The sequence below is a fragment of the Grimontia sp. SpTr1 genome, assembly GCF_947387585.1.
Classification (GTDB): Bacteria; Pseudomonadota; Gammaproteobacteria; order Enterobacterales; family Vibrionaceae; genus Enterovibrio; species Enterovibrio indicus.
The window spans coordinates 210,377-224,177 of sequence record NZ_CANDOD010000003.1 but is presented as its reverse complement, the minus strand read 5'-3'; the positions used below and the strand labels follow the sequence as shown (position 1 = coordinate 224,177).

Here is a 13,801-nt window from a genome sequence, read left to right as displayed (position 1 = left end):
CTCTGTCATCAATCTCGTTGCACCGATTGTGTCCGCCAAAAGTACAAGTCTATATAGAGATCATAGGCTAAGCATGAAAGTTACGTCACATGACCTGACTAACGCAATCGGCTACAGTATTCAAAAAACGAATGAGAGTCTTTATATGGGTTGCTGCGACACGCCGGGATTGATGCCCGTTTCTGAGGCTATTTCTACCCTTCTTGAGAACACAACGCCACTCAGCGAAACAGAAGTGGTTTCTCTTGTTAATGCGCAAAACCGCATCACTGCGGAAGATATCCGCTCACCGCTAAACGTGCCACCTTTCGCTAACTCAGCAATGGATGGTTACGCCCTTCGCACCAGCGATTTGGCCTCGTCTAACACGTTAAGACTGGCTGGGAAATCATTTGCCGGTGTGCCATTTGAAGGCGAATGGCCAACAGGCAGTTGTATCCGCATTATGACTGGTGCAGAAGTACCAGAAGGTGCGGACGCCGTTATCATGCAAGAACAAACGACTGTTGAAGGCGACCAGATCACTTTTACCGCATCAGCCCAGCCACAGCAAAACATCCGCCCGATCGGCGATGATGTAAAAGCGGGTGACGTTGTTATTCCAAAAGGCACGCTGCTAACACCACGCGAAGTGCCAATGCTCGCAACACTGGGCATTGCCGAAGTTACCGTCATACGTCGCCCAAAAGTCGCCTTTTTCTCGACAGGTGATGAATTACGTCAGGTCGGTGAAACACTGGGCAAAGGTGAAATCTACGACAGCAACCGCTATACCATTCGCGCCATGCTAGAGAAGATGCATTGTGAAGCCATTGACCTCGGTGTGATTCCTGATTGTCCCGACCAACTTCGCGAGGCTTTCCTCAAAGCAGCAGCTGAAGCCGATGTCATTGTGACTTCCGGTGGCGTCAGCGTCGGTGAAGCAGATTACACCAAAGACATTCTGGATCAGGAAGGCGAAGTCGGATTCTGGAAAATCGCCATCAAGCCGGGCAAACCTTTTGCCTTCGGCAAAGTGAAAGGCGCCCTCTTCTGCGGTCTGCCAGGCAACCCGGTTTCAGTCCTTGTCACGCTGCACGTTTTGGTTCAGCCTCTATTGGCTAAATTGGCAGGTCATACTCAGTGGCAACCTTCAATTACGCTGAAAGCCAAAGCCGAAACCCGCTTTAAGAAAGCACCAGGCCGAGCAGATTATCAACGTGCCGTTTATCGTACGGATGACAATGGCGATTTACTGGTTTCAACAACGGGCAACCAGGGTTCTGGCGCATTCAGCTCTTTGTCTCTGGCTAACTGCTTTGCCGTACTTGAGCAAGATCGCGGCCATATCGAAGTGGGCGAAACCGTCACCATTGAACCATTTAATGCCGTACTGAACTGAGGAAAAACGTGGATATTCTCTCTCCCGAAGAAGAACTCAGGTATAACCGGCAAATCATTCTGCGTCAGTTTGATTTCGACGGTCAGGAAGCATTAAAAAAAGGCAGTATTCTGGTGTTGGGAGCGGGCGGCCTTGGCTGTGCTGCCACGCAATACCTTGCTGCCGCTGGGGTCGGGAAACTGACGCTTATTGATGACGACAAGGTTGAGCTCTCCAACCTGCAGCGCCAAGTGCTACACAGTGACGACACGATTGGTGAACTGAAAGTGGAATCAGCCGCTGCCAGTCTTCGTAAAATCAACCCACATATCGTGGTAGAAACTATTGCCAAGCGGTTGGACGACGAAACCTTACGTCAGCTCATTCATTCTCACGACTTGGTGATGGATTGCTCCGACAATGTGGAGACCCGCAATCAGTTAAACCGTTTATGCTTTGACGCCAAAAGGCCATTGGTGAGCGGCGCTGCTATTCGGCTCGAAGGACAAATAGCGGTGTTCACCTACGGAGAGGGTGAACCATGCTACCAATGTCTCAGCGCGCTTTTCGGTGACCAGGCGCTGAGCTGTGTTGAGGCCGGAATTCTCAGTCCTGTCGTAGGCATCATTGGTGCTTGTCAGGCCCTAGAGGCTATTAAGCTATTATCAGGCTTTGCGCCTGCGCCAACGGGTAAGGTCATGCTGTACGATGCGATGGCCAGCGAATGGCGCAACTTTAATCTGCCTAAATACCCAACCTGTCCTGTCTGCAATACTTAACATAACCTCATTGATTTGCTGACACTTTTCTCAATATCGACAAATCTCTACTACATTTATAACAGCTTATGCTGTCTTGGCATATCAAGGCAGCGTTAATCCTTTTCAAGGTTTGTTGACCTTAGTATTTCACCGCGGGCGAAGTGATAGGACGATGATAAAAACCGTCTCAATAGTGCTTGTCATACTTGGAATGCTCGCCCTGATTTCGGCGCTGAAATCATCGATCGCTCTATATCGCCGCGACCGTCGCCCTTCCACTTTCAGCTTCATTCCCGTGATGCTTGGTTTCGTGCTGGGCTACGTCATTTTCGCAGCCTTCTTGTCTCGTCAGCCTGAAGCCACCACGATCGAGTTCATTGTTGCGGCGGTCTTTTTTGGCGGGGGTATCTTCTGTGTCATGATCTTTGGTGTCGTCTCCCAAAGCATGGAGCGCATCGCGTTTGCGGAATTTCAACAACGTCACAACGAGTCGCATGACCCACTGACCGGCTTGCCAAACCGTCGGTTTTTGTTGAACACCATTGGACAGCAAGTCATTGACTACAACACTTCTCAACAACACTTTGCCTTGATCATTATTGATATCAATAACTTCAATAACATCAATGAAGTCTTTAGCCACCAAAAAGGTGATGTGTTACTTGCGCAGTTTTCTACCCGACTCAAAGAATTTGTTGAGGATGAAATCTTTCTCGCCCGGTCCAGCGGGAACCGATTCACCATGATTCTGAACGACCCAGAAAATATCAATATTGCCCAATACATCGAGAGTATTCAGAGCTATTTAGACCACCCACTGACTATTAATGACCACGATGTGAATCTGACCAACACAGTGGGTGTCGCGCTGTTCCCGGAACACGGCAGCAACGCTGAAGAGGTCCTTAAGCGCGCTGAAGTCGCCATGTACAACGCCAAACGCATTCAGGCGCCCTACGCTATTTACGAGCCTGCGGCATCCAGCCACTTCTACGATAAAACGGAATTGGCCGCCATGCTTCACAACGCGCTTGAAACCATGGATTTTGAGCTCAATTTCCAACCCGTCATGAACGTACACAATCCGAGCAGCACCACCTTTGAAGCCTTAATACGCTGGCCTTTGGCTGACGGTTACAGTGTCAGACCGGATGACTTTATCCCGCTTGCTGAACAAACCAATGCCATACAAAAAATTACCCATTGGGTCCTGGAAAGCACAGTCGCCCAGCTCGCCGTATGGCGACAGCAATCTATAACGCCGCAGGTTCAGGTCAACCTTTCGGCAAAAGACATTGAAGATGACTCACTCGAACCTTACCTGTCCAAGCTACTCAGCCGTTATGCCATCAACCCTGCCCAACTGACGCTGGAAATCACGGAAACCAGTATGATGCAGAATCCAGCCAAAGCGCGGGCTGTACTGGAGAAAATTAAGAAGTTGGGTGTATCACTGAGTATTGATGATTTCGGAACTGGCTTTTCATCACTGTCTATCCTGAGCAATATGCCAATAGACGAAATCAAAATTGACCGCAGTTTCGTCACCGATCTTCTTTACAGCAGCAACCACGAAGCCATTGTCAGATCAACCATTTACCTTGCCCATAGTCTGGATTGCCGCGTAGTTGCTGAGGGTGTGGAAACCGAAGCCTTGGGTCAATATCTCGTCTCTATTGGTTGCGACAAAATACAGGGCTACTGGTACGGCCGCCCAATGAACCTTGCTCAGACCGATGCCTGGCTAAACGAAGCCTTACTTATCAACTCCCGCGTTGCCAGCCAAAACTAACCGATATTTCTTTCTCTAGAGCCCCAAACCTATTCACCCCAAACATGCCTATCTACTGAATCATACGACTCATATCTAACCCCTTGTCTCGTCATTAATGCTTAATTTTGTTGAAACATGAGTGTCATAAAAGAGACCTAAAGTTGCAATCGTTGACTCATACACGACCTTCGAGAAAGGCAACGATTAAGGAAATCTATAATGAAATCAAAAGTATTCACCGCACTTTGTATGGCTGGCGCACTCGTTGCTCACACTGCTACCGCTCAAGAAACCATCACTGTATCTGGCTCAACGTCTGTAACAGAAGTAATGGAAGTTTTGGCTGAGACTTACCAAACCCAGAACAACAACACCTTTATCGAAGTACAGGGAACAGGCTCTTCTGCTGGCGTAAAAGCCGCCAAGAACGGAACGTCAATGTTCGGCATGGCATCCCGTGAGCTGAAAGATTCAGAAAAAGAATCATCACTGAAAGAAACCGTGATTGCGCGAGACGGTATCGCCGTTGTGGTTAACAACGCAAACACGCTGGACGATCTGACTATCGAAGACATCGCAAAAATCTACCGCGGGGAAGTGCAAAACTGGTCTCAGGTTGGCGGCGAGAACAAGCCAATCGTGGTTGTTACCCGTGACACAGCATCAGGCACCCGTGGCGCATTCGAAGACATCATGGGTCTGAAACGCAAAGTTAACGGCATTAGTGTTTCTGCTATCTCGCAGCACGCTCAGGTAGGTAACGGTAACGGCGTGATCAAAACCATCGTCGCGAACAACCCATTCGCCATCGGTTATATCTCTCTGGGTTCGATCGATGAATCACTGAAAGCCGTGAAAGTGAACGGCGTAGCGCCAACATCTGAAGCAGTCGCAGCCGGCGATTACAAAGTAGCCCGTCCTTTCCTGGTTCTCAGCAAAGATGGCAAACCTTCACCAGCAGCAGATGAATTCCTGAAGTGGGTCGTTTCTTCTGAAGGCCAGAAAATCGTTTCAAACCAAGGCTACGTGCCAGTTAAGTGATCCCCCTTGGCCTGATGGTTTTCATCAGGCCGCTTTTTCAAGAAGTTAAGCATTTCCCTACTGTCATCATGTGACACAAAGGACAGCAATTATGACCATCGCAACCGAACAATCTATCCAAATCCCCGCTGGTAAGCTGGGAACAGGCAAACGCCGAGACTGGCGCGAAGACATCTTTCGCACGCTATTCCTGACAGCCGCAGCGCTGGGCGTGTTGTCTCTCGCGACCATCGGCTTCTTTATTTTCCGTGAAGGCCTCCCTGCTATTCAGGAAGCCGGTGTTACCGGTATCGTCACTGGCTCAGAATGGCTGCCACCAGCCCTTTACGGCATCGCGCCAATGATTGTGGCATCGCTGGCATCAACCGCAGGCGCTGTCGCGCTGGGCGTGCCAGTCGCGGTTCTAACCGCCGTTTTTATCGCGGAAGTTGCCCCAAAATGGCTGGCAAACATCATCCGTCCAGCCGTTGAACTCCTGGCCGGTATCCCATCTGTGGTATACGGCTTCTTCGGTCTGGTGATTATCGTTCCAATGATTCAGGACATCTTCAACGTTCCAGCGGGTAATACACTGCTGGCGGGTATCATCGTTCTCGCTGTCATGATTCTGCCAACGGTTATCGCTGTCTCTGAAACGTCGCTGCGCGCAGTACCAAAGGCCTATAAAGAAGGCTCTTTGGCACTTGGTGCATCGCCGATGTTCACCACCTTCAAGTTGCTGGTTCCTGCAGCGCGCTCAGGCATCATGACGGGCGTCATCCTTGGCATCGCCCGCGCTTTGGGTGAGACCATGGCCATTATCATGGTGATGGGTAATGCGCCTGCTATGCCTAACGGTCTGCTCGAATCAGCACGAACCCTGACCGCCAACATCGCGCTGGAAATGTCATACGCATCAGGTGTCCACGCCAGCGCTCTCTACGCAACAGGTATCGTCCTTCTGGTCTTCATCATGATCCTGAACGCTTCCCTGCTTTACCTTAACCGCGAAAAAGCGAGGTAATCACCATGTTGACCCGTCAAATGAAAGACAAGATTTCACTGGTTACCGTTTGGGCCGCAGCAGCAATGACCGTCGGTTTCCTGTTCTGGATTATCTGGTACATCCTGAGTAATGGCCTGCAATACGTCGATTGGTCATTCATTACCAGCGATTACACCCGTATTGGTGAGCAATCAGGTATCTGGCCGATGATTGTTTCAACCATCTACATGGTGATCGCATCGATCTCTATCGCAGCGCCTATCGGCATCATGACGGCAATCTACTTGACCGAATACGCAAAAGTAGGAAGTCGTCTGGTGAAAGTGATTCGATTTTGTACTGAATCACTGGCGGGTATCCCGTCTATCATTTTCGGCTTGTTCGGTATGACATTCTTTGTCGCCGTGCTCGGCCTTGGATTCTCTATCCTCTCTGGTGCACTGACGCTGAGCATTCTCATCCTGCCAGTGATTATCCGTACCACTGAGGAAGCGCTAATGGCGGTGCCTCAAACCTATCGAGAAGGCTCGTATGGTCTGGGCGCATCGAAGATATACACCATCTGGAAACTGATTCTGCCTAGTGCCATGCCAGGCATCGTGACTTCCATCATTTTGAGTGTTGGTCGCGTCATTGGCGAATCTGCACCGGTATTTCTGACAGCAGGTATGGTCGCACGTATCCCAGAAAGCGTGCTGGATTCAGGCCGTACACTGACCGTACACCTCTACAAATTAACCCAGGAGCTCTACACCATTCACGAATGGAACCAGGCGTATGCCACCGCGACAGTGCTGATTGTTGTCGTGCTGTTTATCAACATGCTGACCAAAATTATCGCCAGCAAATTTAGCAAAGCCACTTACTGAGCCCGGGAGAGAACACAATGATGACTGCAACTGCAATGAACACAGCAAACAAATTCGATATCGAAAACCTGAACCTGTTTTATAACAACGGCGCTAACCACGCACTGAAAGACATCACCCTGCCGATCCCGAGCAAGAAAGTAACGGCGCTGATAGGTCCTTCAGGCTGCGGTAAATCTACCCTACTGCGTTGCCTGAACCGCATGAATGACCTGATTGAAGGGGTTAAGATCAACGGTCGCTTGGAGATGGATCGCGAGAACGTTTACGGTAACATCGACATCGCCAACCTTCGCATCAAGGTGGGCATGGTGTTCCAAAAGCCAAACCCTTTCCCAATGAGCATCTACGACAACGTGGCTTATGGCCTGCGTGCACAAGGCGTGACTGACAAGAAAAAGCTGGATGAAGTGGTAGAGAAAAGCCTGCGTGGTGCAGCGCTTTGGGATGAAGTGAAAGATCGCCTGAAATCTCACGCTTTCGGTCTGTCTGGCGGCCAGCAGCAACGTCTGTGTATCGCCCGTACCATTGCGATGGAGCCAGAAGTGATTCTGATGGACGAACCTACTTCCGCACTTGACCCGATAGCCACCAAGAAAATCGAAGATTTGATGGAAGAGCTTAAGAAGAACTACACCATCGTCATCGTGACGCACTCTATGCAACAAGCTCGTCGTATTTCAGACCGCACCGCCTTCTTCCTGATGGGCGAATTGGTGGAACATGATGAAACTGCCAACCTGTTTGCCAACCCACGTGACGATCGTACCCGTGGTTATGTGAACGGAGATTTTGGTTAAAAACCAACCGTTCAGTACAAGAGCTTCTCATTACTACTATAACAATCGCGATGGATTACTTTGCCCCCGTCTCCCGGGGGCTTTTTTCATACCGCCCTAAAAAACACCCTCTCATAACTTCATGATATTTATAAAATATCGACACTTTGGTTAACAGGTCGTTGAGACAATTCTTAAAACGAACAAACCCTGTCCAAGTTCCGCAATTTAATACCAAATTGACAGATTTCTGACTTGCTAAGCGACTAAGATTCATAATAATCATTGAACCAAGCCAATCAGGCGCTGTCTCTACGTGACGAAATGTAGAAACACTCAGAGATCAATCTGGAGTTAATAATGAAAAAGATGGCAATCGCAATGCTGGTCGCTCCTGCAATTCTGGCGGGCTGTGCAACCAGCACTTCAGGCAAAGGTGACGCAATGGAAGTGTCTCAAGCAAACATGCAGCACCACAACTGGGTTTTGGAAAGCGTTGATGGTCAACCACTGAGCCTGCCAGAAGGTTTTGCAGCACCAAGCTTAGAGATTGGTGAGTCATTCACAGCAAACGGCCATGGCGGCTGTAACCGTTACTTCGGTCAAGGTGAGCTGAAAGGCAGCAAATTCCGCATCGACAAAATGGCTAGCACCATGATGGCGTGTCCTGAGCCTGCAATGAAGTTGGAAGGTGTGATGACCAATGTGCTGAGCGATTGGAGTGATGTTACGCTGACCAAACAGACACTGGTTCTTGAAAACGGCGAGCACGTTCTGACTTTCCAACTGCGTGATTGGGTAAACTAAACCCACACGAAGTGATGAGGACACCTGAAGTCAGGTGTTTCTAACAGCCTCCTCCGGGAGGCTGAATTGTTTCTGGCACATACACCCAGTTATATGTTCCCCTGCCTTCGGCAACAACCTTACCCAGCGCCACCTCTCCGTAAGCCAATACTTTCGCTGCATCGAGAGACTTCGCTTCCTGAACGGTCACACCACCGATAGAAATCGATATGGTTGCCGGGCCTTCCTCTTTGTCAAAAGGCAATCTCAGCTTCTGCACCGCTTCAATGCAGGCTTCCGCCATTGGCGCACCGTCCTTTGTGTTGGGCAAAAGAACTGCAAAGGTTTCACCGCTGTAACGTGCCAGCAAATCACCAGGGCGCTTGAGGGTATCTGATATCGCAGCGCCAATCAGCCGGATAGCCTTATCTCCCGCTACCCTGCCATGTTTAGTGTTGTACTTAGACATTTGATCGATTTCGATGATCATCAGACTGATAAACAGATTGTCTCGCTGACTTCGTCGCACTTCGGCTTCCACAATCAATTTGAAGTAATCCCGGTTGTAATACCCCGTCAGACCATCACTTTTAGAAAGCTTTTCCAGTTTCTTGTTCGCATCACGAAGTTCCCGCGTTTTTTCGTCGACCCGTCTTTGAATCGTCATCGCACGGTATTGCAGCATGTAGAGAAGATAAGCAAGTAAAGAGAAAATCAGTACGCCGATAAAGAAAATCAGATGCGGAACAATACTCATCCGGGAATGAACATAAGACGCCGATGGCGTGCCTCGCAACAACCATTCCCTTCCGGCAAAGAAGATAGGTTCAGACTCATAACGCAGCGCTTCAACGGGCGGTTGGGCCAAATCGACCACGTTGCTGTAAATCACACCGCTTTGCTCAGAAAGCCCTTTGTCCACCAACTCAAGGTTGATCGACTCTTTCACTGTGTTGTTAATGGCCAGATTAAAAATATCGGAGACATCAAACAGTGCCACTAAAAAGCCGCGCAGTGCTTCCTCCCTATCGGCATCCGTTTCCGGATCGCCAAAAAACACCGGTAACAGCATCAGAAATCCGCTGTGATCTTCAAACTCGCGCTTCAAGCGAATAGCTGGCGTGGCAATGGGGACACCGCGATACCAGCTCATTTCCAGTGCATCTTTCATTAACGGGCGGGAAGCAAGATCGAAACCCATGACATTTTGGTTGTTTTCGTAAGGATGAACATAACGAACAGGAAAGTAGCGGCTTCGACTTACCGCAGACACCAGATTGCCCTCCTCACTGAGCTCGACAATCTCAAACAAAGCGAATTCCAATGCCGCTTCCGCTTCATAGAGTTCACGGTCATTTTCGTTGACCACTTCCGCCCACTCCATTGCGTGGATATTGGGGTGTCTGTCCATGACGGCTTGGGAAAGATTGATGAAGGCGTTTTCATTAATGTCTTCATTCATCAGTAACTGGTTTCGAAGGGCGTACATGAGCTCAATGCCAATGTTTAACTCACGCCCGAGGGAGAGAGCCGCATTCTCTACGTCCTTCTGGATTTCGTGTTCGATTGATTGCTGTTCAGACTGATAAAGAGACATGGCGGCCAGGAACGAAAAAAACAGCCCCACAAAGACTGTAAGTATCGTTGAATATAAAACCCGCTTCGCCATCCCTTCATTGTCCTTTTCAAGATGTTAACTAATTGTTGGACATAATCTTAGATCCCGCCAGCATTGGGCGGTCGATACAGCATAACCGCACGTTGAAATACAATAACGCCCGGACCTTTAAAAAGACCCAGACGCATTGTTAATGTTCCGTAAATTTTTTTACTGTGTAGCAGAGCGCAATGTTTTCGCCGCTTCTACCAGGTTAGTCAATGCCGCTTCTACTTCCGTCCAGTTGCGGGTTTTCAAGCCACAATCTGGGTTGACCCACAAACGTTCATCCGGAATGGTTTTGCGTGCTTTTTCTAGCAATCCAACGATGCTTTCCACTGAAGGAATGTTTGGTGAATGTATGTCATAAACGCCAGGACCAATTTCATTTGGATACGCAAAGTCTTCAAATGCCCCAAGCAACTCCATGTCTGAACGAGAGGTTTCGATGGTGATGACATCAGCATCCAGCGCCGCCACAGAATCAATGATGTCGTTGAATTCGCTGTAACACATGTGAGTGTGAATTTGGGTGTCAGACGCCGCACTGGAGGCTGAAATCTTAAACGCGTTGACCGCCCAATCCAGATAGTTTTGCCACTCACTGGCTTTCAGCGGCATCCCTTCACGGATAGCGGGCTCATCAATTTGAATAATTTTGATGCCCGCAGTTTGGAGATCCGCAACTTCATCACGCAATGCTAAAGCGATTTGCTCGGCAATTTGCTGACGTGAAAGATCTTCGCGTGGGAACGTCCACCCCAGAATCGTCACCGGTCCTGTCAGCATGCCTTTGACGGGCTTATCTGATAATGACTGTGCGTAGGCCGCCCACTCAGCAGTGATTGGTGACTCACGGGAAATATCGCCAACGATCACCGCTGGTTTCACGCAACGCGAGCCGTAACTTTGTACCCAACCAAATCGTGTCGCTGCGAAGCCATCGAGATTCTCGGCAAAGTATTCCACCATGTCGTTTCGTTCAGGCTCTCCGTGAACCAAGACGTCCAGTCCCAGCTTTTCCTGACGTTCAATCGCATCTTTGATGTGTTCTTGCATCGCCGCGACGTATTCCGTCTCGGAAAGGGTTCCGGTTTTATAGCCACGACGCTGTTGGCGGATTTCGCCGGTTTGCGGGAAAGAACCGATGGTGGTAGTTGGGAACAGGGGAAGATTCAGGCCCGCCTGCTGTGCTTTGGCGCGTTCCACGTAATTCTCTTCACGCTCAGCCAATGCTGCCGTTATTCCCTTTACTCGTGCCTGTACATCAGGTTTGTTCACCCGCGTGCTCGTCGATCTGGCTTCAATTGCCGCACTGTATTCACGACATTGTGCAATCGCAGACTCGTGACCATTCAGAGCGTTAGCAAGCAAAGTCACTTCGTGGGTTTTCTGCTTGGCGAAAGCCAGCCAGGATTGCACTTCCGGATCGAGATCGGTTTCCTGATCTAAATCTACCGGCGTGTGCAGCAACGAGCAGCTTGTTGATACCCACGCCCTGTCTCCCAGCTTTTCAACCACAGGAGACAGCGAATTAAGCCAGGTATTCAGGTTCGCCTTCCACACATTCCGGCCGTTGATGGCTCCTAAAGAGATGATCCAGTCTTGCGGCACCTGGTTGATGACAGCATTGAGCTGCTGTGGTGCCACACTCAAATCAATATGAAGACCATTCACTTTAAGCTCGGAAATAATGTCCAGCTGCTGTTCTACAGATTCAAAGTAAGTCGTTAGCAGCAGCTTCACATCACCTGCAATCACCTGATACGCGAGTTTATAGGCTTTTCGCCAAGACTCAGGCAGCTCTAATGCCAGAATTGGCTCATCAATTTGCACCCATTCAACGCCTTGTGCTTTGAATTTGGCAAAGATTTGTTGGTAGACAGAAAGCAGACGTGGCAACAGATCTAAGCGGTTAAAACCGGCTTCTTTTTCTTTGCCCAAGTAGAGGTAAGAGATGGGTCCCAGAATGACTGGTTTAACAGTGTGCCCCGCCTTTTGCGCCTCGTTAACCTCATCGAAAATTTGGTTCCAGCTCAGGTTAAACTCATCATCCTTCGTGAATTCAGGAACAATATAGTGGTAATTGGTGTTAAACCATTTCGTCATGTCTGACGCCGCGCAACTGCATCCTGTCGGTGCTTTCCCGCGGGCAATACGAAACAAGGTATCCAAATCTGGATGGCCGCTGCGATGACGTTTCGGGATATGGCCTAAAGTCAGGCTAGTTTGTAGCACCTGATCGTACCAAGCGAAATCACCGACAGTGACAAAAGAAAGGCCCGCGTCCTTTTGTACCTGCCAGTTGTGATGGCGAATTGTCGCGCCAACATCCAGCAATCCTTGTTGATTGATTTCACCTTGCCAGTATTGTTCGAGTGCAAATTTCAGTTCGCGTTTGTTACCGATGCGAGGGTAACCAAGAATATGCGTTGTGGTCATGACTCTTTCCTTATTTTTAGCCGTCCAGATGTTTACATGTCCACATTGATTCATTAGAGTGCATAAAACAAACTCAAATTACTCAAACGGATGTTGAGAAAAATTCATGCTAGAAGTGAAACACTTACGTACTTTGGCGGTACTCAGAGACACGGGCTCTTTGACCTCAACCGCCACACAATTGTGCTTGACTCAATCCGCATTGAGTCATCAACTAAAAGACTTAGAGCAGCGTATCGGCGCGCCTTTGTTTCTTCGTAAAACCCGCCCTGTACGCTTTACCGCTGAAGGTCAGGTACTGCTGAAACTGGCGGATGATGTGCTGCCAAGACTCGCTCAGGCAGAAACTGAGTTGGCCGCTTTGAAGGAAGACGCGCAAGGACGCCTGCACATGGCTATCGAGTGCCATTCCTGTTTCCAATGGCTGATGCCAGCACTCAAAGAGTACAAAATCAGCTGGCCCTTGGTCACACTGGATTTCTCTTCAGGATTTGGCTTTGAACCATTACCAGCGCTGGCCGGTGGTGAACTGGATTTAGTGATCACTTCTGACATTGCGCCTCGCAGCGAAATTCATTACGAAGCGTTGTTTGATTTCGAGATGCGTTTAGTGCTGGCTGACAACCACCCATTGGCGAGTAAAAAGTCCATTGAGCCGGAAGACTTGGCTAACGAAACCTTGCTGACCTATCCGGTTCAGCGTCAGCGAATGGATGTGATTAAGCATTTCCTGCAACCCGCAGGTATCGAGCCCGCGCACTTCAAATCGGCTGACAACACCTTAATGCTTATCCAAATGGTGACCGCAGGCCTTGGTGTAGCAGCACTTCCTAATTGGGCAATCAGCGAGTTTTCTCGACAAGGCTTGGTTGTAGACAGACCTTTAGGGAAGGGATTATGGCGACGCTTATTCGCGGCGGTCAGAAATCAAGAGGCACAACGTCCGTACCTTCAAGCTTTCTTTTCCACCGCCCGTAACCAATGCCACACACACTTGGAAGGCATTAAGCGCGTGTAACTTTAGGGTCTGCTGACCTTTGGGGCTATTTTTGACGAAGCTGGTTCACCAGTGGATCGTAGTAGCACCCCATGGCGTCGATTTTGGCCTGGAACTCTTGTAAATCCAGGTCGAATTGCGACGCCAAATCATCCAGTGAAGAACATTCAAGACGAAGCTTTTCATTCACGATGCCATACATGATGGCGCTATCGAGGTGATCAAGGTTATGTATTTCCATGACGGCAATCCTAAACGCGGACACATAACTAAAGCATAGTTCGGCTGCCGTCCTGCCAGTGTGAATCAAGCAACAAAAAAGGCACTTCACGTGCCTTTTTATTGCTGCT

12 protein-coding genes are annotated in these 13,801 nt (G+C 49.3%); 9 read left to right on the top strand and 3 right to left on the bottom strand.

Annotation, left to right across the window (positions count from 1 at the left end; translation table 11 throughout):
* Window positions 1-145 precede the first annotated feature (145 nt).
* From moeA to QL223_RS07675, 8 genes are all read left to right on the top strand, one after another.
* Window positions 146-1,381: a molybdopterin molybdotransferase MoeA gene (gene moeA / locus QL223_RS07710; protein ID WP_002535025.1), complete on the top strand. Its 1,236-nt coding sequence runs from the start codon at window positions 146-148 to the stop codon at window positions 1,379-1,381.
* 8 nt (window positions 1,382-1,389) lie between these two features.
* Window positions 1,390-2,139 carry a molybdopterin-synthase adenylyltransferase MoeB gene (gene moeB, locus QL223_RS07705; RefSeq protein WP_002535024.1) on the top strand — a complete coding sequence of 250 codons (750 nt, stop codon included), beginning with the start codon at window positions 1,390-1,392 and terminating at the stop codon, window positions 2,137-2,139.
* Between the two features lie 154 nt (window positions 2,140-2,293).
* Entirely contained in the window at window positions 2,294-3,913 is a 1,620-nt protein-coding gene (locus tag QL223_RS07700; protein ID WP_039849363.1) for a GGDEF domain-containing phosphodiesterase, read from the top strand.
* A 201-nt stretch (window positions 3,914-4,114) separates the two neighbouring features.
* On the top strand, window positions 4,115-4,936 hold the full coding sequence (locus tag QL223_RS07695) for a phosphate ABC transporter substrate-binding protein (protein WP_281544368.1): 822 nt from the start codon (window positions 4,115-4,117) through the stop codon (window positions 4,934-4,936).
* 91 nt (window positions 4,937-5,027) lie between these two features.
* Window positions 5,028-5,939, top strand: coding sequence for a phosphate ABC transporter permease subunit PstC (gene pstC / locus QL223_RS07690; RefSeq protein WP_046305514.1), 912 nt, complete (start codon window positions 5,028-5,030; stop codon window positions 5,937-5,939).
* 5 nt (window positions 5,940-5,944) lie between these two features.
* Window positions 5,945-6,790 carry a phosphate ABC transporter permease PstA gene (gene pstA / locus QL223_RS07685; protein ID WP_046305535.1) on the top strand — a complete coding sequence of 282 codons (846 nt, stop codon included), beginning with the start codon at window positions 5,945-5,947 and terminating at the stop codon, window positions 6,788-6,790.
* Window positions 6,791-6,825: 35 nt separating this feature from the next.
* A complete protein-coding gene (pstB, locus tag QL223_RS07680) occupies window positions 6,826-7,590 on the top strand; it encodes a phosphate ABC transporter ATP-binding protein PstB (RefSeq protein ID WP_281544481.1) in 765 nt (254 codons plus the stop codon).
* Between the two features lie 339 nt (window positions 7,591-7,929).
* The gene (locus tag QL223_RS07675; protein ID WP_002535015.1) at window positions 7,930-8,376 is read left to right on the top strand and encodes an META domain-containing protein; all 447 of its coding nucleotides are present in this window, start codon (window positions 7,930-7,932) and stop codon (window positions 8,374-8,376) included.
* Window positions 8,377-8,416: 40 nt separating this feature from the next.
* Here the strand turns inward: QL223_RS07675 and QL223_RS07670 are convergent, their stop codons facing one another.
* Complete coding sequence (locus QL223_RS07670; protein WP_046305516.1) at window positions 8,417-10,024, bottom strand: CHASE domain-containing protein; 1,608 nt, start codon at window positions 10,022-10,024, stop codon at window positions 8,417-8,419.
* 159 nt (window positions 10,025-10,183) lie between these two features.
* Window positions 10,184-12,454, bottom strand: coding sequence for a 5-methyltetrahydropteroyltriglutamate--homocysteine S-methyltransferase (gene metE / locus QL223_RS07665; protein WP_281544367.1), 2,271 nt, complete (start codon window positions 12,452-12,454; stop codon window positions 10,184-10,186).
* A 106-nt stretch (window positions 12,455-12,560) separates the two neighbouring features.
* Here metE and metR point away from each other — a divergent pair, with 106 nt between their 5' ends.
* Window positions 12,561-13,472 (top strand): HTH-type transcriptional regulator MetR, encoded by a 912-nt coding sequence (metR, locus tag QL223_RS07660; protein WP_002535010.1) that lies wholly within the window; start codon window positions 12,561-12,563, stop codon window positions 13,470-13,472.
* 25 nt (window positions 13,473-13,497) lie between these two features.
* On the opposite strand, the gene QL223_RS07655 is transcribed toward metR, so the two are convergent.
* Window positions 13,498-13,692, bottom strand: coding sequence for a DUF4250 domain-containing protein (locus QL223_RS07655; RefSeq protein WP_002535009.1), 195 nt, complete (start codon window positions 13,690-13,692; stop codon window positions 13,498-13,500).
* Between the last annotated feature and the right edge of the window lie 109 nt (window positions 13,693-13,801).